This is a genomic window from Stakelama marina (genome assembly GCF_018122655.1).
GTDB classification, from domain to species: domain Bacteria; phylum Pseudomonadota; class Alphaproteobacteria; order Sphingomonadales; family Sphingomonadaceae; genus Sphingomonas; species Sphingomonas marina.
Genome location: NZ_JAGRQC010000002.1, coordinates 419,600 through 446,470, shown reverse-complemented (window position 1 = coordinate 446,470; position 26,871 = coordinate 419,600). Strand labels below are relative to the sequence as shown.

19 protein-coding genes and 1 tRNA gene are annotated in these 26,871 nt (G+C 62.4%); 12 read left to right on the top strand and 8 right to left on the bottom strand.

The genetic code is table 11. The features are described from left to right. Positions 1-79: 79 nt before the first annotated feature. The gene (locus tag J7S20_RS08590; protein ID WP_284053827.1) at positions 80-1,333 is read right to left on the bottom strand and encodes a PAS domain-containing protein; all 1,254 of its coding nucleotides are present in this window, start codon (positions 1,331-1,333) and stop codon (positions 80-82) included. Positions 1,334-1,507: 174 nt separating this feature from the next. On the opposite strand from J7S20_RS08590, the gene J7S20_RS08585 reads away from it, so the two are divergent. Together J7S20_RS08585 and J7S20_RS08580 are read left to right on the top strand one after the other, a co-directional pair. Next, positions 1,508-1,583: transfer RNA gene (locus tag J7S20_RS08585), tRNA-Thr, on the top strand. A gap of 206 nt (positions 1,584-1,789) precedes the next feature. Beyond that, the gene (locus tag J7S20_RS08580) at positions 1,790-2,797 is read left to right on the top strand and encodes a zinc-dependent alcohol dehydrogenase family protein (RefSeq protein ID WP_284053826.1); all 1,008 of its coding nucleotides are present in this window, start codon (positions 1,790-1,792) and stop codon (positions 2,795-2,797) included. Positions 2,798-2,936: 139 nt separating this feature from the next. Here the strand turns inward: J7S20_RS08580 and J7S20_RS08575 are convergent, their stop codons facing one another. The 3 genes from J7S20_RS08575 to J7S20_RS08565 all read right to left on the bottom strand — a co-directional run bounded on the left by J7S20_RS08575 (position 2,937) and on the right by J7S20_RS08565 (position 7,166). Further along, positions 2,937-3,164, bottom strand: a complete 228-nt coding sequence (locus tag J7S20_RS08575) for a hypothetical protein (RefSeq protein ID WP_284053825.1) — start codon at positions 3,162-3,164, stop codon at positions 2,937-2,939. Positions 3,165-3,381: 217 nt separating this feature from the next. After that, positions 3,382-4,665 (bottom strand): Xaa-Pro dipeptidase, encoded by a 1,284-nt coding sequence (locus J7S20_RS08570; protein WP_284053824.1) that lies wholly within the window; start codon positions 4,663-4,665, stop codon positions 3,382-3,384. 20 nt (positions 4,666-4,685) lie between these two features. After that, positions 4,686-7,166 carry a TonB-dependent receptor gene (locus tag J7S20_RS08565; RefSeq protein ID WP_284053823.1) on the bottom strand — a complete coding sequence of 827 codons (2,481 nt, stop codon included), beginning with the start codon at positions 7,164-7,166 and terminating at the stop codon, positions 4,686-4,688. A 130-nt stretch (positions 7,167-7,296) separates the two neighbouring features. On the opposite strand from J7S20_RS08565, the gene J7S20_RS08560 reads away from it, so the two are divergent. The 9 genes from J7S20_RS08560 (at position 7,297) to J7S20_RS08520 (ending at position 18,741) form a co-directional block, all read left to right on the top strand. Beyond that, the gene (locus J7S20_RS08560; protein WP_284053822.1) at positions 7,297-8,931 is read left to right on the top strand and encodes a tetratricopeptide repeat-containing sulfotransferase family protein; all 1,635 of its coding nucleotides are present in this window, start codon (positions 7,297-7,299) and stop codon (positions 8,929-8,931) included. 18 nt (positions 8,932-8,949) lie between these two features. Further along, a complete protein-coding gene (locus tag J7S20_RS08555; protein ID WP_284053821.1) occupies positions 8,950-10,989 on the top strand; it encodes a S9 family peptidase in 2,040 nt (679 codons plus the stop codon). A gap of 509 nt (positions 10,990-11,498) precedes the next feature. Then, the gene (locus J7S20_RS08550) at positions 11,499-11,954 is read left to right on the top strand and encodes a curli production assembly/transport component CsgF (protein ID WP_284053820.1); all 456 of its coding nucleotides are present in this window, start codon (positions 11,499-11,501) and stop codon (positions 11,952-11,954) included. Position 11,955: 1 nt separating this feature from the next. Next, positions 11,956-12,954: a CsgG/HfaB family protein gene (locus J7S20_RS08545; RefSeq protein WP_284053819.1), complete on the top strand. Its 999-nt coding sequence runs from the start codon at positions 11,956-11,958 to the stop codon at positions 12,952-12,954. Between the two features lie 240 nt (positions 12,955-13,194). Next, positions 13,195-15,213, top strand: a complete 2,019-nt coding sequence (locus J7S20_RS08540) for a hypothetical protein (RefSeq protein WP_284053818.1) — start codon at positions 13,195-13,197, stop codon at positions 15,211-15,213. Positions 15,214-15,404: 191 nt separating this feature from the next. After that, positions 15,405-16,106, top strand: a complete 702-nt coding sequence (locus J7S20_RS08535; protein ID WP_284053817.1) for a hypothetical protein — start codon at positions 15,405-15,407, stop codon at positions 16,104-16,106. A gap of 19 nt (positions 16,107-16,125) precedes the next feature. Beyond that, positions 16,126-16,869, top strand: a complete 744-nt coding sequence (locus tag J7S20_RS08530; RefSeq protein ID WP_284053816.1) for a hypothetical protein — start codon at positions 16,126-16,128, stop codon at positions 16,867-16,869. 16 nt (positions 16,870-16,885) lie between these two features. Continuing rightward, positions 16,886-17,251 carry a curli-like amyloid fiber formation chaperone CsgH gene (gene csgH, locus J7S20_RS08525; RefSeq protein ID WP_284053815.1) on the top strand — a complete coding sequence of 122 codons (366 nt, stop codon included), beginning with the start codon at positions 16,886-16,888 and terminating at the stop codon, positions 17,249-17,251. Positions 17,252-17,424: 173 nt separating this feature from the next. After that, on the top strand, positions 17,425-18,741 hold the full coding sequence (locus tag J7S20_RS08520; protein WP_284053814.1) for an Nramp family divalent metal transporter: 1,317 nt from the start codon (positions 17,425-17,427) through the stop codon (positions 18,739-18,741). Between the two features lie 6 nt (positions 18,742-18,747). Here the strand turns inward: J7S20_RS08520 and J7S20_RS08515 are convergent, their stop codons facing one another. Further along, positions 18,748-20,250 (bottom strand): tryptophan halogenase family protein, encoded by a 1,503-nt coding sequence (locus J7S20_RS08515; RefSeq protein ID WP_284053813.1) that lies wholly within the window; start codon positions 20,248-20,250, stop codon positions 18,748-18,750. Between the two features lie 209 nt (positions 20,251-20,459). On the opposite strand from J7S20_RS08515, the gene J7S20_RS08510 reads away from it, so the two are divergent. Then, positions 20,460-23,897 (top strand): TonB-dependent receptor, encoded by a 3,438-nt coding sequence (locus J7S20_RS08510; RefSeq protein WP_284053812.1) that lies wholly within the window; start codon positions 20,460-20,462, stop codon positions 23,895-23,897. Between the two features lie 101 nt (positions 23,898-23,998). On the opposite strand, the gene J7S20_RS08505 is transcribed toward J7S20_RS08510, so the two are convergent. The 3 genes from J7S20_RS08505 to J7S20_RS08495 are packed head-to-tail and all read right to left on the bottom strand — an operon-like array spanning position 23,999 to position 26,789. Then, positions 23,999-24,721, bottom strand: a complete 723-nt coding sequence (locus tag J7S20_RS08505; protein WP_284053811.1) for a DUF6445 family protein — start codon at positions 24,719-24,721, stop codon at positions 23,999-24,001. Between the two features lie 13 nt (positions 24,722-24,734). Next, the gene (locus J7S20_RS08500; RefSeq protein ID WP_284053810.1) at positions 24,735-25,898 is read right to left on the bottom strand and encodes an endo-1,4-beta-xylanase; all 1,164 of its coding nucleotides are present in this window, start codon (positions 25,896-25,898) and stop codon (positions 24,735-24,737) included. A gap of 9 nt (positions 25,899-25,907) precedes the next feature. Continuing rightward, on the bottom strand, positions 25,908-26,789 hold the full coding sequence (locus J7S20_RS08495; RefSeq protein WP_284053809.1) for an SMP-30/gluconolactonase/LRE family protein: 882 nt from the start codon (positions 26,787-26,789) through the stop codon (positions 25,908-25,910). Positions 26,790-26,871: the final 82 nt, after the last annotated feature.

The following is a 26,871-nucleotide window of genomic DNA, read 5'->3' as shown; positions in this document are numbered from 1 at the left end:
TGCGCCTGCGCGCGGCGCGGCTCAAGCGCTGTGTGGGCTTTTGAACGCTATGCGCGCAGAACGGCGCGGCTAAGCAATATTATTTCGCCGCGCGGCGAACTGCCTGTTCGGTAAAGCGTTTATCGCCCTCGACTCGCGCAACCACGTCGAGCGTGCCGGCGCCTGCCTTGCGCGCAAGCAGCACCACGAATTCCTCGTCGCCCGCGCCCATCGGGATCTGGGCAAGGGCGGGGCGGTTGCGCATCTTGGACGCGACCGCCTCGAACGGCATCGGCGCCGGTTTGGGCTTGCCGCGGCGTGCTTCGCGTTCGGCCTTGACGAGGCCCTTCAGCCCGCCTTCGGCCTGTTCGATGAAGGTCGTGAAACCGCCTTCGGCGATGTCGTTGCGCTTGGCATTGGCGAGCGCGGCGGCGAATTCGGTGATTCGCGCCTTGTCGTAATCGCTGCCGAAGACGAGCTTTACGATCGGCGTCATCGGTGCGCGCGCCTGCGCCTTCAGCCCCGCATCCTCGAGCAGCTCGGCGTAATCCTCGGCGTTCGATTCGGTCGAGATCGCGAAATCATAGGCGCGGCCGAGCGCGCGGTAGAGCGCGGCGCGCGACCGCGTGTCGGCGGCGCGGACGGCAGCGGCGGTCTCGCGCGCAAGCATCAGCCTGTCGGCAAGTCCGGTATAGGCGTCGAATTCGTCGTCGCTGCGTGTTTCGGCGCCCGGTCCGTCGGCCCAGACCGGCGCATTGCTCGGCGGCGTCGGTGCGCTGCGCTGCGATTCGGCAAGCTCGGCATTGAGCTTGGTCTGCGTTTCCTCGTCGACGGCTTCCTTCCAGTTGATGACGCCGTAGATGAAGTCGATCGATTCGCCGTCCGATGAAAACGGCATCAGGATGCCGCGGTACAGCGTGTTGTACCCGCGCTGCCCGACGAATTCGGCTTCGAATCCGATCGGCGCGCGATTGGCGATGATCTGCAGATAATGGTCGGTCAGCCGCGACAGCAGCGAACGTGCGGGCACCTCGGCGACGCGCGTGATGCCGCCATCGACCTCGCACTCGGCGCGAAGCGACATGCCGAGGAAGCGGATCTCGGGGTCCTCGATGCCGGCGGTGAAGTCGAGCAGCACGCTGTTGGGGCCGAAATCGGCGATATTGGCGGGTTCGAGATCCTCGATCGAAGGATAGGGGCGGCCTTTCAGCAGCGACACCCAGTAATTATAAGCCCGCACATGCATGCGGCGCTCGTCGGTGCCGACCTCGACCGGCGTGTCCGAAACTGCGCTGTCGTCAGCATAGTCGGCGCCATGCTCGATCCGGTCGTCAATCCCGCGCGCGGTATCCATATACAATCCCCTTGGACGGCGGTGGCCGCCTTTTGACCGGGCCGGTTGTGCAACGCGTTTGGTAAATGTTGCGTAAAGGCTGGATGCGGTTCTGTCCGGATCACACGAGCGCTTGTCAGCCGCCCCCCATGCTGGTAAGCGCCGCCTCCGCACCGGGCGCGACAGCCGCCAGATGCCGCTTTAGCTCAGTTGGTAGAGCATCGCATTCGTAATGCGGGGGTCACAGGTTCGAGTCCTGTAAGCGGCACCATTTTCCTCAACCGAAAATCGAAAACGATGGCGTCGGGCATTGGGCCTTTGTTGTCATGCCGAATGTGCTCGTCAGCCGCAACGGCCCGACAGTGGCCCGACGGCAGCTCGGTGGTTCGCCGACCGGCTTGAGCACGCCGGAACTATGGCCCCGGGTCTGAGGTTGATCGCACGACCTGCCCTGGCTGGGCGAACCAGGAGATTTCCATGCGCGCGATGACAATTGAGGCACCGGTTTCACTCGACAATCTGGTGATGTCCGACCGTCCCGATCCGGGGGCGCCCGGAGATGGTGAAATTCGGGTGAAGCTGCATGGCAGTACGCTCAATTTTCATGATCTCGGGGTGGTGACGGGGCGCATGTCGGCCGATAGCGGTCGCATACCGCTTGCCGACGGTGCCGGCGTTGTCGAGGCGGTCGGCGAGGGCGTCAGCGAATTCGCGGTCGGCGACCAGGTCGTCTCCTGCTTCTTTCCGGACTGGCAGGACGGCGGCGCCACGATCGGTGATTTCAGCCGGACGCCGGGCGACGGCATCGACGGGTTTGCATGCGACGCGGTCGTGCGCCCCGCCACGGCCTTCACGCATGCGCCGCGCGGCTATGACGCCGTGGAAGCGGCTTCGATCACGACCGCCGGGCTCACCGCCTGGCGCGCGCTCATATGCGATGGCGGGTTGAAGGCGGGCGATACCGTTCTCCTGCTCGGCACCGGCGGGGTTTCGATCTGGGCGCTGCAGATCGCCCGGATGATGGGCGCACGCGTCGCGATCACGTCGTCTTCCGACGAAAAGCTCGATCGCGCGCGGAAGATGGGAGCCGATTTCACCGTCAATTACCGTAACGACGAAGGCTGGGGCACCACGGTCCGCGACTGGACGGACGGACGCGGCGTCGATCATGTGGTCGAGGTCGGCGGCCCGGGCACGCTCGCGCAGTCGATCGAAGCGGTTCGCATCGGCGGGCATATCCATTTGATCGGCGTGCTGACCGGGGCCAGCGGAGAAGTGCCGACTGCCATTCTGATGGCGCGCCAGGCCAGGCTTCAGGGTCTGATCGTCGGCAATCGCCGCCAGCAGCAGGATTTTGTGCGCGCGCTCGATCAGTCGGGCATTCGGCCAGTGATAGACCGGCGCTTCCCGCTCGAAAGCCTTGGCGACGCTTTCCGGTTTGAAATGGCCGGCAGCCATTTCGGAAAGATCGGCGTCGAGTGGTGAGCGGCGCGGCGACGCACGGCAATTCCGTGCCGATGCCGGCCAGGGTCGAAAGGCGGCTCGTTTAACTAGGCCGTAAACCCATAAACAGAATGATTGCGAGTGGCGGCAGTTGGCTTAGCGGGACGCTTCCCGCAGTCGCCTACTCGCGAAGCCAGGCAAGCCCCGCAATCGCATCAGCCTCGGCTTCTTCCAAAGACTCGTAGAGTCCGGAGAAGGCATCGATTGTCCATTCGGGTGGGGCCTGAAAATCCGGGTCGTTCCGGAAGCGGTCATCGAAGGTGACGTAACGGTACAAGCCACCCGGACTTACGTCGATGTCGAGGCGGTGCTTGCCGTCCTTGCTGATGATCTTCTTGATCGTTTCCACCGGCCGACCCTCGCAGGGCACCTAGGACGTGTCGAGGCTGGATTGCCGGCCGTGAGCTTGCCACCACCGGCAACATCGATCGGCAGCTTCCATATTGTGTCGATCTCTGATTCTGCAGCGGCATGGGCCGATATGACCTGACCGACTTCGAGTGGCGCTTCGCGCTTATGGGTCTACGGCTTGGCCAACAGCCGTGGAAGCAGTAACGCGACCGATATTATTCGCGCTCGACCACCTTTCCGCCCTTCATGACGAAAGCGACATGCTGGAGCGTGGTGACGTCCTGCATCGGATCGCCCTTCACCGCGATCAGGTCGCCATAGCGTCCCGGCGCGATGGCGCCGACATCGCCGGTCCTGTCGAGCGCCTCGGCAGCGTTCTTCGTCGCCGCCTGGATCGCCTCGATCGGGGTCATGCCCCATTTGACCATCTTGACGAATTGCAGCGCGTTGGTGCCGTGCGGATAAACGCCTGCATCGGTACCGAACAGCATCTTCACGCCCGCCGCATGCGCCTTGCGAAAGGTTTCGCGCTGCTTGCGGCCGACCATCTTTTCCTTGGCCATGCTCTCCGGAAAGACGCCGTTCTTCTCACCCTCGGCCAGAATATAGTCGTCGTCATAGATATCCATGTCGAACCAGGCGCCGTGTTCCTTGGCGAGCTTGAAGCTCTCCTCATCGGCAAGGCTCGCATGTTCGATCGTATCGACGCCGGCGCGCAGCGCGTCGTTGATGCCCTGCGTGCCGTGCGCGTGCACCGCGACACGCATGCCCAGCCGGTGTGCCTCGTCGACGATCGCCTTGATCTCCTCGGGCGATACCTGTTCGGCGCCGACCGAATCGCCCTTCGAAAGGACGCCGCCGGTCATCGCCACCTTGATGACTTCGGCGCCATATTTGTGCACCTTGCGGACAAGCGCCACGAACGCCTCGGGCGAATTGGCGATATTATATTCGTCGGTGGTGATCGACGGCGGAAACTCGGTCGCGTCGGCATGGCCGCCGGTCACGCCCAGGATATAGGTTGCCGGGACGATGCGAGGTCCTTCGATATAGCCCTTTTCGATGCCTTCCTTCAGGCCGACATCGTCGTAATTTTCAGAGCCGACGTTGCGTACCGTCGTAAAGCCCGCATCCAGCGTCTTCTTCGCGTTGGCGACGCCCACCGTCATCCAGAAGCTGGGCGTGTAATTGAGCGCCTTGTAGCCGCTGATCGTCGGGTCGACCGTCAGATGGACGTGCATGTCGATCAGCCCGGGCAGCAGCGTTTCGTCGCCAAGGTCGATCGTTTTCGCGCCTGCGGGCACCGCATCGCCCTTGTGCCCGACCGAGGCGATGCGACCGTCCTTGATGACGATCTGCGGTGCATCGACCTCGGTGCCTTTAAGGACGTCGATCATATGTGCGGCGGTAACGACGACGGTGTCGGCCATGGCGGGCGTCGCCAATGCCAGCGACGCCGCGGCCGTGACCGCCGCAGCGATCCTGTTACGCATGGTCATAATCCCCTCCCCCGGGCGCGTTACTTGCCGAAACTCTTGGTGAAGCGCACGCCGAACTGCCGCGGCGGCAGGACATAGGTGTAGAAGGTGCGGACATAATGCGCGCCGCCCTGATCGTCATAGACGGTCTGATTGTAATTGGGGCTGCCTGCCACACCGGTCTGCGAGAACTGGTTGAAGACATTGTTCACATACAGCGTAAGCGACCAGTCGCGATCGCTGCCGGTCAGCCGCGCCGAAATATCGCTGCGGGTGAAACCGGGCAGCGTGTAGCTGTTGCCGCGTGCGCCGGTCGTCGTGAAGACGTTGCTTTGGCCATAGAAGGAATAGCCGAGCACCAGCTGTTCGCCGCCCGAAAAGGGAATCGAATAATCGGCGTGGAACGTCCCCGAATGCTTCGGGGAACCGGGCAGCCGGTCGCCCGGCTCGCCGTCGGCATAGGTCAGCGTGCTCTGGAAACCCGGCGGCGTGATATAGGGCACGAGGTTGGGCGAAACGTCCGTCAGCTGCGGATCGGTATAGGCATAGGTCGCCCGCAGCGAGAGTTGCGGCGTCGGGCGCGCAGCGAGGAGCAGCTCCATCCCGTTCGAGCGGGCGCCCGAACCGTTGATGGTGATCGGTTGCAGCCCGTTCTGTGTGGCCGATGAAACCTGCGGGTCCGACCAGTCGATATGGTAGACGGCGGCGTTGAAGGTCAGTTTGCGGTCAAGCCACTGTGTCTTCACCCCGATTTCGTAATTCTTCGTCTTGTCGGGATTATAGGCGACCTCGTTCGGCAGCGCGCAGACGATCTGGTTGGTCGGCAGCGGGTCCGGGCAGGGGGCGACGCCGTTCGAATTGCCGATCCGGTATCCTTCGGACACGGTCGCGTAAACCATGGCGTCGGGCGTGAAGTGCCAGCTGGTGTTGAACTTGTAGAGGAAGCCCGAATCCTTCTGACCGCCGGGGACGTAGTCGAGAACGACATCGTTCGGTCCGCGTCCGCCGGTAACGGTGTCGAACAGCGGAATATCGACCGCCTGATTGGTCTTCAGATCGTAATGATAATAACGGCCGCCCGCCGTGAACTGCCAGTTCGGCGTGATCTGATAGCTCAGTTCGCCATAACCGGCGAGTTCCTTCAGCGAACTGTTACCGACCGAATAATATTCGAGATTGTCGGGGCGGGTCGGCCCGGGAAAGCCGACATCGTTGACCAGATATTCGCTGTAGTGCGGCGTGAATTCCTTCGAATAGCCGTCGGAATCGCGCTTGTTGTAAAAGCCGCCGATGATCCAGCTGAACGGCCCTTCGGTCTGCGAGACGAGGCGCACTTCCTGCGTGAAGGTTTCTTCATGGTCCTGCTCGGTGGTGAAGGCCGTGAAGTTCGGAAATGCCTCATAGCTGTATTCGAGGCCGATCAGCAGGTCGGTCTGGTCGCGGTGGCCGAAATCCTTGAACCAGGACCGCCCGGTCGCCGATGTCAGTTCGGCAAAGCCCAGATCGGCGCTGACTTCGAGCGCGAGCAGATGATTGATCCGCCGGTTGGGTTCGGTCACGCGCTTCAGATTTTCATATTTTCCGACGGGAACGGGAAAATCGCTGACGACCTGGCTCGACGCCTGTCGGCCATTGGTATCTTCCTGCTGGAAATAATAGGTCAGGTTGACATCGAGCGCGTCGACCGGCTGCCAGCGCAGCGCTGCGCGGCCGGACCAGACCTTGTCGGTGTTCACGTCCTTCACGCGGTGCGTATTTGCCGAAACAGAGGCAGGATCGGTGAAATTGGGATCGGGATTGGAGACGCCGATTTCGTTGACGACATAAGGCTGGTCGATGAAACCGGTGTCGTTCAGCCGGTCGAACGATCCGCGAAAGGCGAGCGTCGGCGACAGCGGAAGGTTGATCGTCGCGCCCGCATCATAGCTGATGTCGCTGCCGTGCGAATAGCCATAGACACCGCCCCGGACGTCGACCGTCGTCGCGTCGAACTTGGGCCGGTTGGGGATATAACGGACCGCGCCGCCCAGCGTACCTGCACCGTACAGCGTGCCCTGCGGACCGGCGAGGAATTCGACGCGCTGCATGTCGTTCAGCCGCAGATCGATATAGAGCGGGATTTCACCGACATAGGTCGCGACCGTGCCGCCGCCGCTATTGTTGCCGTCGCCGGAACCGAGCGGATCGGCGTTCAGCCCGCGGAACACGATGGGTGCCCCGTTACGCGCGCCGGTATCGGGAATGTAGATGCCCGGCACCGACTGGGTGACTTCGCGCAGATTGGTGATTCCCTGCGTTTCGAGCTGATCGCCGCCGATTGCCGCGATGTTGATCGGCGCATCCTGCACGGTCGACTGACGACGCGTTGCGGTAACGACGATTTCATTGTCGCCGGCCTGGGCGGAGGCAGGCGCGTCCTCCGAAGCCTGGGCCGCCGTCGCGCCAGTTGCGGGGGGTGCGTCGTCGGGAGATTTGGCGCTCGCATTGCCGGCGACGAGCGCGAGCATCGCGGCTGTCCCCATCAGGGCCCGGCGTGACCTGCGCATGCTCCAATCAACCAACATGTAATCCCCCTTAGAAAGTTGCGATAAGCGATCATGTTGCGCTGCAAAATTATTGACGTCAAGCGGCGGAACTGGTCTGTTGCTTTTCATGGCTTTAGCTGCTGCCACCGCCTCGGACGGAGAGATTGCGCGCCTTTTGCGCAACCGCGACTGGCGTGCTGCCTATGACATTTGCAGGGTGCGAACCGCGGAAAACCGGGACGATGCAGTCGCGCTGGCGGGGCTTGCGACCATCGCGGAGGCGCATGGCAACCTTGCCAAGGCGCTGCCCTTTCTCGAACAAGCCTATGCTGCAGCGCCAAAAAATCATGATATTGCAGCGCAATATGCGCGGCTGCTCAGCCTGCTCAGCCGCGGCGAGGATGCCGAGCGTGTGGCGGGTGCCGCGTTGGCCGATGATCCGCAGGACCCACAGGTGCTCGAAGCGCTGGGCGTCGTTCTGAGCAGGGCAGGCCGGCACGACGAAGCGGCCGAGACGTTCGCGAAGGTCGTCGAACGCCGTCCCGATCATCATGCCGGCTGGCGCAACTATGCGAGCGCACTGAAATTCTGCGGTCGTTTTGCCGATGCAGAGGGCGCCTATGACCGCGCGATCGCGCTTGCCCCCGATGACGCGGAGGCGTGGCTGGCCAAGACAGGGCTTCGCCGCCAGACTGCCGCGGACGATCCGACCCCGGCACTCGTCGCGCTGTGGGAAGCGCGGGGGGACGACCCGGACCAGGCGCTGCGCATCGGCCATGCGCTGGCCAAGACCGCGGAGGATCTGGGCGACCGAGCATCGGCGATGGAGTGGCTGGCGAAGGCCAAGCGCGAAAAGGCGAGAATCGTCCACCATGATCCCGATACGACCGACCGGCTCTATGCCGCGGCGGCGCAGACCTGCACACCGGGTGACCTGCCGGCGGCCCAGGGGCTGAGCGGTGTATCGCCGATCTTCGTCGTCGGCGCCCCGCGCACCGGGACCACGCTGGTCGACCGTATCCTGTCGAGCCATCCCGAATTGCTGTCGGTCGGGGAAAGCCCGGCGCTGTCGCTTGGTATCAAGCGCCTGTCGGGTACGCGCAGCAATCGGGTGCTCGATCTCGAAACGCTGGCGGTGGCGCGCGAACTGGTGCCCGAAGCGATCGGCCGCGCCTATGTCGATGCGATCGCCGCCGCCCCGGGTATGACGCCTGCGCTGCGCAGCGTCGACAAGATGCCGCTAAACCTTCTCTATGCGGGCCTGGCGCACCGCGCGCTGCCCGATGCGCGGATCGTGCGGCTGCGACGGCATCCGCTCGACGCGGTGCTCGCGAACTGGCGTCAGCTCTTCGCGCCGCGCTTCGGCCATTACGATCATAACTGGTCGCTCGACCATGTCGCGCGCTGGATCGTGGCGGTCGAGCGGCTCGCCGCGCATTGGCGCGCAACGCTGCCGCCGGATCGTTATTTCGAAATCGGATATGAAGACATCATCGCCGATCAGGAGGCGCGCACGCGGCAGTTGCTCGATTTCGTCGGCGTGGCATGGGACGAGCGCTGCCTTCGCTTTCACGAGAACGAAGCCCCGGTTTCGACCGCGAGCGCGGTGCAGGTGCGCCAGCCGCTCCACAGCCGCTCGGTCGGCGCATGGCGAGGCGTGGCGGATCACCTGAAGCCAGCGATCGACATATTGCACGATGCGGGATTGATCGACGCGCATGGCGATCCCGCGGGGGTGGCGGCGCGGTCGGTGAACGACTGATACGAAAAGGGGGGACGCATGCGGGGTTTCGTTGCGGGCGCGCTGGCGCTGATCATTCTGGGGGCGGGCAGCGCGAAGGCCGCACCCCGGCCGATCGTGCCGGCGGATATCAACCGGTTGCACGAAGTCACCGATCCGCAAGTCGGGCCGTCGGGCGAGTGGGTCGCCTATAGCGTGCGCACGACAGACATCGACGCCGACAAGACAGTCGATCACCTCTGGATGACCAAATGGGACGGCAGCGCCACCGTCCGGTTGACGAGCCGCAAGGGCGAGAGCGAGACGCATCCGCGCTTCAGCCCCGACGGCAAATGGATCGCATTTCTTTCCAGTCGCGGCGACGATGGAGACGATACCCAGCTTTGGCTGATGGACCGCCGCGGGGGCGAGGGCGAAAGACTGCCCGGAATCAAGGGATCGGTGGATGATTTCGCCTGGTCACCCGATGCCAACAAGCTGGTTCTCGTCGTTACCGATCCGGACCCGCAAGCCAGTGCGAAAAAGGCCGGCAAGAAGGATGGCGAGGATGCGAAGCCGCATCCGATCGTCATCGACCGGTTCCAGTTCAAGCAGGATATCGATGGCTATCTGGGCAAGCGCCGCAAGAGGCTGTGGATCTACGATCTCGCCACGCACGAGATGCGCCGGTTGACCACCGGCGATTTTGACGAGGCGCTGCCCGCCTGGTCCCCCGACGGAACGCGCATCGCCTTCACGTCGAAACGCGCGCCCGATCCCGACCGCACCTATGACAGCAATCTGTTCGTCGCGTCGGTTGGCGATACGCCGGCCAAACCGGTGGCGCTGACGCGCTTCGCAGGCGCCGACAATGACTCAGGCTGGGGCAGTTATCCCGCATGGTCGCCCGATGGCAGCCATATCGCTTATTTGCAGGGCGGCCCGGTCAAGCTGTTCTCTTACGGCACCCGCCATCTCGCCATCATATCGGCCGGGGGCGGCGATCCGACCATCCTCACCGCCTCGCTGGACCGCAATGTCCATGATCCGATCTGGTCGCGCGATGGGCGCAACATCCGCTTCATTGTCGAGGATGACGAGGCCGAACGTATCGCGCAGGTGCCCGCGGCCGGCGGCGCGGTTCGCGATATCGCGAGCGGCTGGCGCGTCTTTTCGCATCCCAGCGCCAATCCGCGCGGCGGGATGGCGGTTTTGCTAACGACCCCCGCGGCGCCCGATGAGGTCTATGCGCTGGGCGCCGACGGCACGTTGCGGCAGCTGAGCCACCAGAACGATGCCTGGCTGCGCGAAGTCGCGGTCGCGCCGGTGAAGCGAACCAGGATGACCTCGAAAGACGGGACGGAGGTTCACGGCTTTATCGTCACGCCCCCGGGTATCGCGAAACCGGCGAACCTGCCGACGGTGCTCTACAATCATGGCGGGCCGCAGTCGCAGTTCGACGCCGGGTTCAACATCATGTGGCAGATTTTCGCCGGGCATGGCTTCGCGGTCGTTTCCACCAATCCGCGCGGCAGCACCGGCCGCGGGCAGGATTATGCCGCCGCGCTCTACGCCGATTGGGGCGGCCCTGCGGTTCCCGACGCGCTGGCGGGCGTCGATGATGCGGTCGCCAGCGGCATCGCCAATCCTGACCGGCTGTTCGTCGGCGGCTGGTCCTATGGCGCGATGCTGACCGAATATATCATCGCCTCGGACCAACGGTTCCGGGCGGCGGTGGCCGGCGCCGGTATCGTCAACGTGCTCGCCGGATATGGGACCGACCAGTATATCCGCGATTACGAGATGGAACTGGGAACGCCGTGGACCAACCTCGATGCGTGGCTGAAGATCAGCTATCCCTTCTACCACAACGACCGGATCGTCACGCCGACGCTGTTCATGAACGGTGAGAAGGACTTCAACGTCCCGCTTATCAATTCCGAACAAATGTATCAGGCGCTGAAGAGCCGCGACGTGCCGACCGAACTTGTCATCTATCCTGGACAATTCCACGGCTTCCGTCGGCCGAGCTTCCTGAAGGATCGGATGGAGCGCTGGCTTGCATGGTACGACCGATTTGCGGCGGGCAAACCAAGTTAGTGTGCGGCCACACCGCGATACGGCGCGGCCCAACCGTCATCGCTTGTGCGCGTATCCAGATTGATGGGGGGGCATATTTCCCTCACGCAGTTCCGACGAATGCGTGAACTCCATCGGCACGTATCGCGCCCTGCGATGATGGAGCTGTTGATGGAATCCCGAGAGTCGCAGTCCATCCTCAGGCACAACTGCGCGCAATCGTCAATATTGGGCGATATTGTTGCCGAAGTAATAATGAATAAAGTTAATTATAGACCATTTTTTTAAGATGGAAATTTCTCCACAATGGAGAAAATGCCGGCCAATATATTTATTGGGTTCGTTTATTTGGGAGAAAGGCTCCCCGCTCGGCGATTTTCCCAGCGTCCCGATTTGTAACACATTCGTCACGATTCCAGATTTGCTTGCCGCCTACCCCAAAAGTGGGATGCGCAGGACCTCGGCCTCTCATTAACACAAGCTTAACTAGTAAGTCGGGGGCGGCGAGTCGCCCCAGTGGATGGGGGAGTATGATGGGGGAAAAGCGGCTTTCAAAGGCGCGTAGCGGCCTTATCGCAACGGGGGTTGGACTTGGACTGGCGGGATTTGCCTCGCCGGCGGTCGCGCAGGACATGGTGTACACGCCGGTCGATCCTTCGTTCGGAGGGAACCCGTTCAATTCGTCGCACCTGCTTGGCATCGCCAATGCGCAGAACCAGTTCAAGGACCCGAATTCGACATCGAACAGCAATTCGCAGGCCGATATCTTTGCGCGGCAACTGCAGTCGCGCCTGTTGTCGGCGCTGTCGTCGCAGATCGTCGATGCGATTTTCGGTGAAAATCCACAGCAGCACGGCACGATCTCGTTCGGCGGTCAGACGATCGTCTTCGATCGCGGCATCGACGATGTCACGCTGACCATCACCGATGACAATACCGGTGAAGTCACCACCATCGTCATCCCGACCTTCGTGAATGTGAACTGACATGCGCCGCCTCGTTTCGATCGCCGCGGCGCTGGCGCTTTCCGGATGCATGACCGTTGCCGATGACGGCCGCGATTTCATCCCCGAAACCACCAGTCTTGCTTATTATCCGCAGGCCACGCAGACGCAGCGTGAACTTCAGGCGATTCCGCCGCCGCAGCGGCCCGTCGCCATCGCCGTCTACGGCTTCAACGACCAGACCGGCCAGTTCAAGCCGACCGATACAGGGCAGACGCTGTCGCGCGCGGTATCGCAGGGCGGTGCCTCGATGCTGGTCAAGGCGTTGCAGGATGCCGGAAATCGCAGCTGGTTCACCATCGTCGAGCGCGAATCGCTCAAGAATCTGCTGAGCGAGCGCCAGATCATTCGCGAGATGCGCGAGCGCTATCTGGGCGAAAAGGGCGTCAATCCGCAGGCGCTGCCCGCGTTGCTGTTTGCCGGCGTACTGCTCGAAGGCGGCGTTGTCGGGTACGATACCAACACGGTGACGGGTGGTGCGGGCGCCGCGTTTCTCGGCATCGGCGCGCATGGCGAATATCGCCAGGATACGGTCACCGTCTATCTCCGCGCAGTGTCGGTGCGGACCGGCGAAGTGTTGACGACGGTCACGGCGTCGAAAACGATCGCATCGAAAGCGATCAGCGCGAGCGCGTTCAAATATGTAGCGTTCAAGGAACTGCTCCAGGCCGAAACGGGCATCACGACCAACGAACCCGACCAGCTCGCGCTGCAACAGGCGATCGAGAAGTCGGTCTATGCGCTGGTGATGGAGGGGGTCGATCTGAAACTCTGGCAGTTCGCCGATTACAAGGCGGGATGGCCGTTGCTGTGGCGCTATCGCCAGGAACGCGCCGGCATCTTCTCCGCCGACCAGGTTCGCGACGCGATGAAGAAGTCGGGCGAGCTTGCGCCGAAGACGGTCAAGCCCAACCCGCGCCACACGCCGCCGACGCCGAACGAGGATGCAAGGCTGACCAACGCCCGGCGTCCGGCGTCGTAACGAGTTTTCCGGGGTTGCCGCCCCGGCAAAAACGAACCCGGTGAGTGCCTGCGCTCGATCGGGACAAGTAAAGCAGCAGGCACCGGTCTTTTCTCCACGAGGTCGTGGGAAGGCCAAAAAGAAATCGTGCGCCCGAGTTGCCGCTCAAACGCACGAGGTTTGCAGATGCTGGTTTTCATGTCGGCCCCTCTTTTGGCGGGGGCGGCATGGTTATCAGACCTATGGGAAGGAATGACAACCATGAAACGCATTATCCTTACTTCGGTTTCGGCTGCGGCTCTTTTTGCTGCGGCTCCTGCTCTGGCACAGAGCTATGCTAGCCAGTCTGACATCATGCAGTCGGGTGGCGATAACAATAAAGCGGATGTTAACCAGGCGGGTGTTGAGAATGTTTCCGATCTCGATCAGACTGGAAATAGCAACTGGGCCAAGGTCGATCAGACTGACAGTCAGCCGGGTACGGTAGGTTTTTCGACGCCTGCCAACAAATCGACCATCGATCAGCACGGCGATGCCGGCTATGCCAACATTAAGCAAGAGAGCAGTGTAGCAAGTGGCCCCGGCAACACCGCCGAAGTCAAGCAGTATAGTGTTGAAGGCGATGTTGAGACCGGATCTAGCGCTCCTACCCCGCCAGCTGTCACCAATGACGATGGCACCTTCAACAACGCGGCGATGATCGATCAGACGTCGTCGTCGAACGGTGGGCCTAACAGCGCGAGCATAACTCAAGGGCAGGACGGCGCAGCGGTTTACGGTAACTCAGCTGCAATTAGCCAGAACGGCGACGGCAACGACTCGTCGATCGAGCAGTATTCGCTGGGCGCTGGCGCCACCAACATCCAAAATGGTGACAATAACCTGTCGACGATCCGTCAGACCGACAGCACACTCAAACAGTCGATCGGCACCGAACCTGACAAGGCGTACGACCCAGAGGCTTTTGTCGTCCAGAATGGAAGCGAAAACGAGTCTCACGTCGACCAGAACGCGGACAGCGGTTCATTCAATCTCGTCGCTGACGTCGAGCAGAACGTAGGATCGAATACGTCGAACATTGACCAGGACGCAGTCGGAGGGAACGGCTTCTCGGGAACGCTCCGCGCGTCCGTGCTGCAAGACGGAAATTCTGATGCGGGCATTACCCAGAGCGCCGAAGCAAATGGTGCCAAAAACTTTGGTGCCGATGTGAAGCAAAGCGACTCGACTGCTAATGTTAACCAGCTCGGCACCGGAATTAACGCAGCATGGCTAGGTGCAGACGTCGATCAATCGGGCGGCGCGAGGGCCACGGTCAATCAGACGGCAAATGGTGATAGCTCGAACCATATGTCGGCTACTGTGAATCAGTCTGGAGCCAGCGAAGCGACAATCAATCAGACCTATAACCTCGAAAGCTCCCACGATTTCTCCGCGACCGTGATGCAGACAGGAGATGGGCATACCGCGATCGTCAACCAGCAGGACGACGGTGTCGCGAACGGCGGTGATAGCGACGTAGTGGCAAACGTGACCCAGTCGGGAAGCGGCAATACTGCATATGTCGACCAGTTTAATCGCGGACATACGGCAAATATTGATCAGACAGGTACCCGTGAACTGGCTGACGTATCTCAGCACGGGAACGGCAACGAGCTGGACCTCGACCAGAACGGTAAGTCGGACGAGGCCTATGTCGATCAGACCGGTTGGGGCCAGTTCGTTAAGGTCCTGCAGGATGGTACCGCTGACCACAATATGGCTGATGTCAATCAAGATGGCGATGGCAACAACAAGGTCTATATCACGCAAAGCGGCTACAGCAGCGATGCGTATGTTGACCAGATTGACTATGCCCGTGGCGAGGTCGCCAATATCACGCAGTATGCTGATGCCGTCGACAATACCGCACGGATTACGCAGCATGGCGATGACGCGTCCGGCCCGCCAGCCAACAAGAGCAAGGCGACCATCAACCAGGGTGGCGGTAGCGACAACTCGGCAGAAATTGGGCAGTGGGGTGACAATAATATCGCGCTGGCCGATCAGGACGGTTCGAACCTTATCTCCTCCATCACCCAGGACGGTTCGACTAACGAGGCGTACAATTACCAGATCGGCGATGGGCTTGAGTCGCACATCACCCAGACGGGCGATCTCAACTCGGCGACAGTCACGCAGAACGGTTATGGTCATCTGTCCAACGTGACGCAGACGGGGAACAACAATTCTGCCACCGTCAATCAGGGTGCGGCCGTTCCGGTTACGCCGGCGTCCTAAATCCAGGGTATTCGGACCGGGCGGCGACAAACATCGCTGCCCGGCATCCGGCTAGACCTAAAAACGGTGTGGCAGCGGAATACCTCCGCCGGTGCGCTGCTCCGATCATACTTGGAAGCGGAGGGACGTAAATGACTACCCCTCGAACATTCACAATCTTCGAACTAATGTTGATGGCATTTGCATTGGTAGTGACAGTTGCAGCGACCACACCGCCAGCGCTGGCAAAAAGCGATCACACTCCGCCAGGCAATCCATGCGCCAAGGGTAACGGCAATCCGTGCAACGGCAATAACGGCAACGCAGGCGCGCAGGGCAATGCCGGCCACGGCACAAGCTATTCGACGCCCGATCCCTTCACGGTTCCGCGGCCCGAGATCGAAAATCGCGGCGCCTATATCAGCCAGATCGGCGATTCCAACGACGCCACGATCGTCCAGTCGGCCGATACCGCCTATGCCCGTATCCGGCAGGATGGCGATGGCAACCATGCCCGGGTCGAGCAGAAAGAGGATGCGACGAGCTATGCCGATCTGAAACAGGATGGCGACGATAACGACGCCGAAATCCTGCAACAGGGGCTTACCGGCAATGTCGCGTATCTGACGCAGAGCGGAAACGGCAACCATGCCCGTGCGACGCAGTCGGCAGGGGCGACCGCGGAAAATGGTGCGATCCTCACGCAGACCGGGTCCGACAACCGGATGTCGCTGCTTCAGGACGGCAACGACAATCAGGCGATCTTGACGCAGGACGGTGATGCGAACACCATGTCGGCTCAACAGCTGGGTGATGCAAACCGGCTGGTCTGGCAGCAGTCGGGCAATGGCCTGACCGACCTTCAGATCACGCAGAGCGGCGGCGCATCGATGCAGATTTCGCAGTCGAACTGACCCGGCCGGAGTTCGTGTGATGACGACGAACCGACGAAATTTCTGGGCCCTTTGGTCGACGGTCGGCGCATGTGCGTTGCTCTTTGCCGTCGCGGCGGGCCATGCGTCTGCGCAACAGGCAGCGCGCGAACCCGATACGCGCACGGTCATCGAACAGATCGCTCCACCAGCGCGCGGTGATCGCGCGGTGCCGCCATCGACCGTCAAGCGTGACAAGGACGTCGAACCCGGCGAGCAACTGTCGGGTGACAAGGCCGCCAGGGAAGCGGTTTCGCAGCTCAGCACCGAAAAGAAGACGGCCGATGCCGGCCACCAGCTGTATCGCGGCAAGCGCACCGCCCAGTCCTCGACCCCGCTTTCGACGCCAGCGCAAGGCCGCAAGCAGGAGGTTGTGCGCCTGAAGGGTGACGACCGCTGCGATCCCGCGGAAAAGGGCGCCAGGCAGGATCCCGACTGCGCCAACGTCATCGAAACCCGCTCGGCGGAATATGCGCGCCCCGATCCGACCGAACTCTCGCCCGAGCAGCGGCTGCTGATCTACCAGCGCGCCCGCGAGGAGGGCGTATTGTCTTCCAGACCGTCCGGCCATGCGCCGCTCGACCCCGACAATCCCGACGCACAGAGCGTTGCCTCGCTGGTGCTGCCGCGCGATCAGACCGACCAGCCGGCAAAGAAACCCGCCGACGACGCGAGCGCCACCGATCAGGCGGTGCTCGACATCGTTCAGGCGATCACCCAGCAAGCGCCGCCTCCGCAGCAATGACCCAAAGGATATCGCCATGGCCGGTCTTTCTTCCGTTCTGCTTGCCGCGGCGGTCGGGGCGATGAGCGCACAGCCGACAGATGAGGGCGCAGGTCAGCGCCCGATCTATCTCGCTACCGAGCAGCATGCCGACAGTGTCGAACTGCGCGTGGTGGGCGAGGCCGATGCGGCGACCGAAGCGCGCTATGCGCTGGAGGTTACCGGTGGCGCCAACGGCAACCGCAACCGAACGGTGCAGCGCGGCACGGCGCGGCTGGTGCCGAACCGGAAGGTCGTGCTGATGACGCTGCGCCTCGGCTCGCAGAGCGGCACGCACTGGACTGCGAAGCTGCATGTCGAAGGAGCGGACGGCGCGGATTACGACATCGTCGAAAGCCGCTGACGACGCGGCTGCAACATCGGTCGAGCCCGCTCCGGTACCTGGCGCTTTGGCTGGCCTCAACGCCTGGCGCATTTCCCGAGCGATCCTCGCGACCGACAGCGATCTCGCCTAATTCGTTTGTCGTGCCCCTGTATCGGCAATAAGGCTTGCCGGCATGACGAGGTGTGAACGGCTTGGCTGAATCCGATTCGAAGGCGCTGGCGACGCTTTCCGAGCGGACTCGGGCGGCGATCGGCGAGGCGCTGGCGGGCAGGCGCAGCGGCCCGCGCTCGGCACTGCTGTTTGCCGGCCCCGCGGTGATCGCCTCGATCGCCTATGTCGATCCGGGCAACTTCGCGACCAATATCCAGGGCGGTGCGCAGTTCGGGTACACGCTGCTATGGGTCGTACTGCTCGCCAATCTGATCGCGATGCTGTTCCAGGCGCTGTCGGCGAAGCTCGGCATCGTCACCGGCAAGAATCTCGCCGAAATGTGCGGCGAGCATGTGCCCACGGTTCCTCGCTATGCGCTCTGGGTGGGCAGCGAGGTCGCCGCGATGGCGACCGACCTCGCCGAATTTCTCGGCGGCGCGATCGGCCTGTCGCTGCTGTTCGGCATGCCGCTTCTGGCCGGCATGGTCGTGACCGCGATCGCGACCTATGGCGTTCTTCTGTTCGAGGGGCGGGGCTTCCGCCCGATGGAGCTCATCATCGGCGCGCTCGTCGGCGTTATCGGCATCTGTTATCTGATCGAGATGTTCATTGCCCCCGTCGCCTGGGGGCAGGCGGCGCTCGGCCTCGTCACCCCGTCGATGCCCAATGCGACTGCGCTCACCATTTCGGTCGGCATCATCGGCGCGACGGTGATGCCGCACGCGGTGTTTCTGCATTCGGGGCTGACGCAGAACCGGTCGGCCGCCCGCGACGATCGCGAGCGGCGGACCCTGCTGCGCTATTCGAACCGCGAAGTCGTCCTCGCGCTTGCCGTTGCCGGCATGGTCAACATGGCGATGGTCATCATGGCGGCGAGCGCCTTTCATGTCGGCCATCCCGAAGTGGCGGAGATCGAGACCGCCTATCACACGCTGACGCCGCTGCTGGGCGGTGCGGCGGCAGCGGTATTCCTGATCTCGCTTATCGTATCGGGCCTGTCCAGTTCGGTCGTCGGCACGATGGCGGGGCAGGTCATCATGCAAGGGTTTATCGGTTACCGCATCCCCATCTGGGTGCGCCGGCTGGTGACGATGGTGCCCGCCTTCATCGTCGTCGCAATGGGCGTGAACACCACGCAGGCGCTGGTCATCAGCCAGGTGATCCTTTCGTTCGCGCTGCCGATTCCGATGATCGCGCTCGTCATCTTGACGCGCCGCCGCGACATCATGGGCGAGTTCGCCAATCGCCGGCTGACCGATGTCGCGGCGATCGCCGGTGCGATGATCGTCCTGTCGCTCAATTTCGTGCTGCTGCTTCAGACCTTCGGCGTACCGATCCCCGGCCTCGCCGCCGGTTGATCGCGGTCAGGCGGCGCAATTTTCCGCGATATAGGCGTCGTGCGCCGGCATATAGTCGGCCGAATTGCGCACCGCGTCGCGAATATGGGCGAGCCGCTTGTGCGTCTCCTCGAACGACAGCAGGTCGGCGACCGGGTCATAGGCGCGCACCGGTAGCTGCTGGCCGAGCATCACCGCGAACCAGCTCGTGTCGTTGAACAGTTCGTCATGCTCGCGGAAGGTGCGGCCGCTATTTTCGAACACGCGCATCTTTTCGGCCAGTCGTTCGGGGATCGGCATGTTCCGGCAATAGTCCCAGAATGCGGAATCGTCGCGCGTGGTGGCGTGATAGTGCAGCACCAGAAAGTCGCGAATGAACTCGCTCTCTTCCACCATCAGCCGGTTGTACCGGTCGCGATCGGCGGCGGCGAAGCTCTTGTCGGGAAAGTTGGAGAGCAGCCGCGCGATCCCCGTCTGGATCATCCAGATGCTCGTCGATTCGAGCGGCTCCATGAAGCCGGCCGACAGCCCGATCGACACGCAATTGCCTTCCCAGAAACGCTGGCGGTGGCCGGTGGTGAAGCGGATGACGCGCGGATCGCCGAGCGGAGCGCCGTCGAGATTGTCGGTGAGGATCGCGGCGGCTTCGTCATCGCTCATATATTCGCTGCAATAGACATGGCCGTTGCCGATCCGGTGCTGGAGCGGGATGCGCCACTGCCAGCCCGCCTTGTGCGCCGTGGAGCGGGTATAGGGCGGCAGGCTGTCGAGCCGCTCGCACGGCAGCGCCACGGCGCGGTCGCATGGCAGGAAATTGCGCCAGTCGATATAGGGCACGCCGAGCGTCTCACCGATCAGCAGTCCGCGAAAGCCGGAGCAGTCGATGAACAACTCGCCTTCGATGCGTTCACCGCTTTCCAGCTTCGCTGCGGCGATATGGCCGCTGTCGCCGTCGCGCTCGATATCGACGATCCGGCCTTCGGTACGCCGCGCGCCCGCGGTTTCTGCGAGCTCGCGAAGATAGGCTGCATAGAGCCCCGCGTCGAAGTGAAAGGCATAGGCGATGCGCGACAGCGGCGAGTTGCCGGCATCGATCGGGCGCATGAACTTGCCGTCATAGGCCGCGCGCGCCATCAGCGAGAAATCGTTGACGTCGGTGAACTCGCCGGCCTTGGCCATGCGCATCCAGTAGGAGTGGAAGGACACCCCCTCCATGTCGATGCCGTAATCGCCGAAGGGATGGAAATAGCGCTGCCCGATTCCGCCCCAGTCGACGAACTCGATTCCCAGCTTGAAACTGCCCTTGGTCCGGCGAACGAAATCGTTCTCGTCGATGCCGAGCATGCGGTTGAAGACATTGATCTGCGGGATCGTCGCTTCGCCGACGCCAACGGTACCGATCGCATCCGATTCGATCAGGTGGATATCTGCATAATCGGGGCCGAGTACGCGGGCGAGTGCCGCCGCGGTCATCCAGCCTGCCGTCCCGCCGCCGACAATGACGATCGATCGAACGCGCCCCGTTGTCAAAACACCCCTCCACCGCAGAAAACCAAAGCCTTTTGGCCCTGATCGACTTTTTGGCAACACTGTCGCCGCCTCTGCATGACTAGCGCTTGATCGGACTTGCGCAACCCGATCGAATGGAATAACCATAGAAATGGTAGCGTTATCGTATCAAGATAGTTGCCGGATACGACCCCATTAGAGGGCGCAAAAAATTGGGAGGAGGGGATCTGATGGCACCATCTGCCACCATTCTGTCGAATGATCGTCGTCGTTTCGTTCAGCCGCTTCGTTGTGGCGCATCGCTTCTCGCGCTGAGCGCGGTTGGCATGCTGGTCGCACCGGCTGCCGCTGCTGCGCACGGCGCGCCGCCGCTTCAACAGGCGACATCTGCCAAGGACTCGAAGAAGCAGCAGGATCAGCAGAACCAGCCTGCCGCCAATGAACAGTCGACGTCCGCGTCCGATCAGGCATCGGCCGCGCAGGCTTCGGCGCAGGGCGGCAGCGAAATCGTCGTCACCGGTTTCCGTGAATCGCTGCGCAGCGCGCAGGCGATCAAGAAGAATTCCGACGTCATCGTCGATTCGGTCACCGCCGAAGATATCGGCGCGCTGCCCGACCGTTCGGTTACCGAGACGCTGCAGCGTATTCCCGGTGTGACCATCAACCGCTTCGCCGCCGGCGTCGATCCCGACCACTTCTCGGTCGAAGGTTCGGGCGTCGTCATCCGCGGTCTGACCTATGTGGGTTCGCGCTTCAACGGTCGCGAGGCATTCAGCGCGGGCAACAGCTCGGGCCTCAGCTTCGCCGACGTTCCGTCCGAACTGCTCGCCGGCGTCGACGTCTTCAAGACGCCGTCGGCCGACATGATCGCGGGCGGCATCGCTGGCATCGTCAATCTTCGCACCCGGCTTCCCTTCGATCAGAAGGACAGCCTCGTCGCCGGCTCGCTCGAGATGAATTACGGCGATTTCATCAACAAGGGCGCGCCCAATGCGAGCATCCTGGGCAGCAAGCGCTGGAGTACCGGGATCGGCGAAATCGGTATCCTCGGCAGCTTTTCCTATTCGCAGCTCTTTTCGCGCGCCGACCGGTTGGGCATTTCCAGCTTCCGCCCGCGCACGACCTATTCGGATGGTACGCGCACCGACGTGATTCCGTTCGACGGTGCGACGGCTGGGCCGTCGATCCTGTTCCCGCGCGGCGCGGTGATGGGCAGCCAGGAGTTCAACCGCAAGCGCTACGGCTATTCGGCGGCGCTGCAGTGGGAAAGCAACGACGGCAGCCTGCAGGCGACCTTCCAGTTCCTGCGCTCCGACGCGCGCCAGACCTGGGGTGAGCACACGATCGAGATCGCGACCGACAATGTGTCGGCAAACGGCGATTCACGAGCTGTTGCCGGCACGTCGATCAACTATGACGACAGTGGCGTCTTCGAAAGCGGCTACATCACTGCCCCGACCGGTTGGCGCGCCGACCAGAACGGTCCCGATGCGCGCACGCCGGCCTATGGCCTGCAGTCGAACAATATCGCGCGCAACCACGGCGAAAAGATCGTCACCTCGGACTATTCGGCCAATCTGCGCTGGACGCCGACCGAGCGTCTGGCGTTCAACTTCGACTATCAGCACGTCGATTCGAGCAGTCATGTCGATGATAATACGCTGTGGGGCTCGTCCTATCAGGACGCCTATCTGAAGCTCAACGGTTCCAATTTGCCCGAGGTGACGTTCCTGCCGCCGCAGAATTGTTCGTCGGACGATTACAATACGGCGACGGGCATGTGTACAGGCACGCCCGGTACGGCCTCCTACCCGTCCTACTATACCGGCAGCCATCAGAGCTTCACCGATCCGTACAACAGCTTCTATCGCTCGGCGATGGACCATATCGAGCAGTCCGACGGCAACGAGGATGCGTTCCGGCTCGACGGCGAACTCAGCTTCCCCGAAAGCGGCTTCCTGAAGTCGATCAAGGCGGGCGGCCGGTATGCCAAGAAGGATCAAACAGCGCGCTTTTCCACCTATAACTGGGGCCGGCTCAGCGAACAGTGGGGTAATGGCGGCCCGGTCTGGTTCGACGATCCCATCGCTGCGAACGGTGGCCAGCCGCTCCAGGGCTATGCGCCGTTCTTCTTCAACAACTTCTTCAACGGCGGTCTCGCCAACCCGCTCAACGGACAGGGGCGTCTGTTCTATTCGGGCGACAGCGTCGCGAACTACGATCAGTATGTTCAATATGCGAACATGATCAACCAGGAGTGGGAGGCCCAGACCACCTGCGCCGACGGCAAGACGATCAATGGCGGCTGGAATGCGCTCGCCAATCGGTGTGGGGTGCTGCCGGGAACACCGTTCCTGCCGGGTGAAGTCAATCCGCAGTCGGAGGAGACCTGGGCGGCCTATGGTCTTGCGCGGATCGACACCGAATTCGCCAATGGCTGGAAGCTCAACGGCAATGTCGGCGTTCGCTACACGCATACGCACCGCGTATCGAAAGGCTATATCTCTTTCCCGGCAGCGACGAACTTGCCGAGTGACGCTGACTGCTCCGATGCCATTCAGCAGGCGATCGACCAGGGAACTTCGCTCGGCAACGCGCTTTGCGCACTTTCGCCGCAGCAGCGGACCGACATCGGCAATTTCCTCAACGGTGCCATTGTTCCGAACGATTTCGATGTCACCTACGACTATTTCCTGCCCAGCGTTAACTTCAAGCTGGAAGTCGGCGGCGGTGTCCAGTTCCGCGTTGGCTATGCCAAGGGCATTTATGCCCCGCAGTTTGGCTATACGCGTAACTACAAGCAAGTCGCCGTCAACGCTGTTCCCAATGTCGATGCCAGCGGGAACCAGATACCGATTGTGGTCAACCCCGACGGAACAATCGATCCCGGTCAGGTCCGTGTGCAGGGACAGTTCACGGCGGGCAACCCCGCGCTTGTCCCGACCAAGGCAGACAGTTTCGACTTCAGCGCCGAATGGTATTTCTCCAATGTCGGCCACCTTACGGGCGCGCTGTTCTACAAACGCCTGACCAATATCGTGACCAACAGCACGACGAGGGAGACCTTCAGCAACAACGGTCTGACCTACGACGCCATCGTGACCACGCCGGTCAATTCGAGCGATGTCGGCAAGATCAAGGGTGCGGAGATTTCGTACCAGCAGACCTATGACTTCCTGCCGGGCTTCCTGTCGGGGCTGGGTCTGCAGGCGACCTACACCTATGTCGACTCATCGGGCGTTCCGCAGACGACGCTTTCGGCGACCGATCCGGACGTCGCCGCCGGCCGCGTTTCGGCGATCGAGGGGAACAACTTCCCGCTTCAGGGTCTGTCGAAACACACGATCAACATCACGCCGTTCATCGATATCGGTGACCTGTCGGCTCGCGTGTCGTACAACTGGCGCTCGCGCTATCTGCTGACGATCCGCGACGTGATTACCCCGTTCGATCCGATCTTCCAGCGGGCCTATGGTCAGCTTGACGGATCGATCACCTATTCGGTCAACGATCATTTCAAGATCGGCGTGCAGGCGGTCAATCTGCTGAAAACAAAGACCAAGACCGAAGCGGCGGTGCTCGATGCCGATCAGAATATCCGCTACGTGCCGCGCCAATGGTACACCAGCGACAGCCGCTTCACGATCCTGACGCGGTTCAGTTTCTAACGTCTTCCCTGGACGTTTCCTCACCTGCCGTCGCCAACCTTATGGTTGGCGGCGGTTTTTCTTTGGTGCTGACCGGGTCGTCGGGGCGGGCCGGCAAACCTCTATTCGATAGGGCGATAGCCGATGAAGATGTTGGCGGTCAGCCGGCCGCGCGCCGGGCCGCCAGACAGGAGTGCGGGGTCGGGGATATGCCCGCTGTGCAGCGCATTGCTGCGATAGACGAGCATCCGGTCGAAGCGCGCCTCGCACAGTGCGATGCGCTCATACCAGTCGTTGCTATCGCCGATATAGGCGGCGGGGCTCTCGGAACCTCGCGCAAACTGGCGGTTGCGCGCGATCTCCCAAGCCCTTTCGCGATCGGCGGAGATCGTTTCATATCCCGTTTCGCGCTGCCGGTAGAATCCAGTCCCGCCGAACCGCTCATCGCACAGGAAATGCAGCACCGCGAAATGCAGCGGATGCGTCGTGTCGATGTGCGGAATACGCTGGAAGGGGACGAGCGCAGCCGGCGGCGATGTCGCCAGCGAATAGACGCAGTCGGCCTTGACCAGTTTGACGCTCCCCAGCGCGAAGGTCTCACGGATCAACGGATCGAGGCGGCGCACGACGCTGTCTGCATAAGCGAGCGGGAGCGGCGCGCGCGAGCCCGGATACAGGCCCGCCATATCGTCGGCGAACCCGCCATTGTCGCAGGCGAAGCGGACAAGCTCGTGCGCGTCGCGCATTACGCCGTCGATACGGACGACCGGCTGCCGTTCGCTTCCAACATGCGCGATACCGATATCGGGCGCGTCGGAAAGGCTCAGGTCATAGTCGCCGGTCACCAGCTATCCTTGATCACGCGCCCTCGAATGCGCCGATCATCGCCGCGCGCAGCGGCAGCGGCTGGAAATCGTCGCCATAGGGGCAGCAGCGTTCGCGCAATCCGTCATCGCGCGGCTTGAAATTCTGCAGCCAGCTATACCGGCTCGTCATGCCCCAGGCGAGAATGTCCTTCAGTTGCGGATATTCGAGCATCAGGTCGAGATAGCGCCGCGCATATTCGGCGACCGCTTTGTCACGGATTGCGGTGTCGGCGGGCAGCGCATTGTCCTTCACGTCGAACTCAGTGATTACGAGGCCGTACTCCATTCCGACCGCCGCATCGAGAAAGTCGCGCCACAATTTGGGCTGATAGGGGCCGAGCCCGGTTGCCTGGTCGAGCGTGAACATTTCGAGGTGCGACTGGACGCCCAGCGCATCGACCGGGGTTCCGCGCTTGCGAAAGCCTTCGAGCAGCTTGATGACGCCCGCGCGGTGGGTCTCGTTGCCCGGTTCCCAGCCCATATAGTCGTTGTAGCAGAGCTGCGTGTCGGGCGCCGCTTCGCGTGCAGTGCGAAAGGCGAGGTCGAGCGTTTCCTCGACGCCGCCCATCGCCTTCGAAAGCGAGGTTTCAACCAGATCGCCGGTTGCGGGATCGACCGCTTCGTTGACCACGTCGAAGCTGACGATGTGCTTGCCGTACCGGCCGATCAGCGTGCGGATATGGTCGGTCAGGATCCGCGCTGCCTCGGTGGCCGGGCGGCTGCCGAAGTCATAGTCGTTGAGCCATTTCGGAAACCATTTCGGGCGGTGCCAGAGCAGCGTATGGCCGCGCAAGGCAAAGCCGTGGGTGACCGCATAATCGACCATCGCGTCCATATGCGCAAAGGCATACTGGTCCGGCCCCGGCCGGATCGCCTGCCATTTCAGCTCGTTTTCGGGCACCAGAATGCCGCAATCGCGTTCGAGCAGCGCGGCATATTCGGGATTGTTGAACGATCCCGCGTCCGCACCCGGCGGCGCCCAGGCAAAGGCCGATCCGAAGCGTCGGCCACTGTGCTTCGCCGCGTCGTTCAGCGACGGGCCGCTGATGGGGGGGATTACATCGCGCATCGCGCCGGCGGGTGCGCATGCGCCGGCGGCGAGGCCGAGCGCGGAGCCGAGCATTGCGCGGCGGCTCAGGGTGAACTGATCGGTCATTGGGCCTCCTCAGCCTAGCTTAACCGGCGTCGCGGCGACGCCCTTGATGGTCGTTTCGATGGTGAACAGCGCGCCTGCATCGGGCTGGGCGGCGAGTGCCGCCTCGTCCAGCCCCTTGCGCGCGGTCGTGATGTAGAGCGTCGAAAGATGCGGGCCGCCAAATGCGGCCTTGGTGCAGTTCGCGGCGGGTATTTCGATCCGGTCGATCCGCTTGCCATCCGGGCTGTAGCGCTCGACCGCGCCGCCGCCGAAAAGCCCTGTCCAGACGCATCGCTCGGCATCGGTGATCGGGCCGTCGGGATGTCCGCCGTCGCTTGCGATATGCAAAAATGGTTGGGTGGCGCCGACATTGCCCTGCGCGTCGATGGATGCGGTCACGATCGTCTGCGCCAGCGTGTCGGTGAAATAAATGCGATCGCCATCGGGCGATATGGCGGGGCCGTTGGTGATGCAGATTCCATCGGGGCCGACAGGCACGATGTCGCCGCGATCGAACCGGTAGAAACGTCCCGTGGGTCGTTGCTCGTCATCGTCCATCGAGCCGAACCAGATGCGTCCGGCGGGGTCGGTACATGCATCGTTGAGCCGGTTATGCCCCGGTTCCCCGGGCACTGCGCGGAAAAACTCGAACATGCCGCGATAGGGATCGAACAGGTACAGCCCGCCCTTCAGCCCGGCGACCAGCCGGCCGTCCTCTGCAGGCAGGACCCAGCCGATCTGCTCGGGTGCGTGCCATGCGGCATGTTCGTCAGTGGCAGGATCGAATCGGTGGAGCAGTTTCTGCTTGATGTCGACGAACCACAGACATTTTCGCGCTGCGTCCCAGACCGGACCTTCGCCCAGCGTGGCGCGTGCGGCGAATGCCACATCTAACCGATTGCTCTGCGCCATTTGGCGTCCCTCTCCCGATTCTGACTTGATACCGCTACCATCGACGCCTTATGCTGACTGTCAAGACACGGCGTCCAAGAAT

Excerpts from the sequence above, each read along its gene's own strand:
- J7S20_RS08590 (WP_284053827.1), bottom strand. The coding sequence starts at position 1,333 with ATGGATACCGCGCGCGGGATTGACGACCGGATCGAGCATGGCGCCGAC.
- J7S20_RS08555 (WP_284053821.1), top strand. The coding sequence starts at position 8,950 with ATGCGGGGTTTCGTTGCGGGCGCGCTGGCGCTGATCATTCTGGGGGCG.
- J7S20_RS08540 (WP_284053818.1), top strand. The coding sequence starts at position 13,195 with ATGAAACGCATTATCCTTACTTCGGTTTCGGCTGCGGCTCTTTTTGCT.
- csgH (WP_284053815.1), top strand. The coding sequence starts at position 16,886 with ATGGCCGGTCTTTCTTCCGTTCTGCTTGCCGCGGCGGTCGGGGCGATG.
- J7S20_RS08495 (WP_284053809.1), bottom strand. The coding sequence starts at position 26,789 with ATGGCGCAGAGCAATCGGTTAGATGTGGCATTCGCCGCACGCGCCACG.
- J7S20_RS08500 (WP_284053810.1), bottom strand. The coding sequence starts at position 25,898 with ATGACCGATCAGTTCACCCTGAGCCGCCGCGCAATGCTCGGCTCCGCG.
- J7S20_RS08530 (WP_284053816.1), top strand. The coding sequence starts at position 16,126 with ATGACGACGAACCGACGAAATTTCTGGGCCCTTTGGTCGACGGTCGGC.
- J7S20_RS08545 (WP_284053819.1), top strand. The coding sequence starts at position 11,956 with ATGCGCCGCCTCGTTTCGATCGCCGCGGCGCTGGCGCTTTCCGGATGC.
- J7S20_RS08510 (WP_284053812.1), top strand. The coding sequence starts at position 20,460 with ATGGCACCATCTGCCACCATTCTGTCGAATGATCGTCGTCGTTTCGTT.
- J7S20_RS08570 (WP_284053824.1), bottom strand. The coding sequence starts at position 4,665 with ATGACCATGCGTAACAGGATCGCTGCGGCGGTCACGGCCGCGGCGTCG.
- J7S20_RS08565 (WP_284053823.1), bottom strand. The coding sequence starts at position 7,166 with ATGGGGACAGCCGCGATGCTCGCGCTCGTCGCCGGCAATGCGAGCGCC.
- J7S20_RS08560 (WP_284053822.1), top strand. The coding sequence starts at position 7,297 with ATGGCTTTAGCTGCTGCCACCGCCTCGGACGGAGAGATTGCGCGCCTT.
- J7S20_RS08550 (WP_284053820.1), top strand. The coding sequence starts at position 11,499 with ATGATGGGGGAAAAGCGGCTTTCAAAGGCGCGTAGCGGCCTTATCGCA.
- J7S20_RS08580 (WP_284053826.1), top strand. The coding sequence starts at position 1,790 with ATGCGCGCGATGACAATTGAGGCACCGGTTTCACTCGACAATCTGGTG.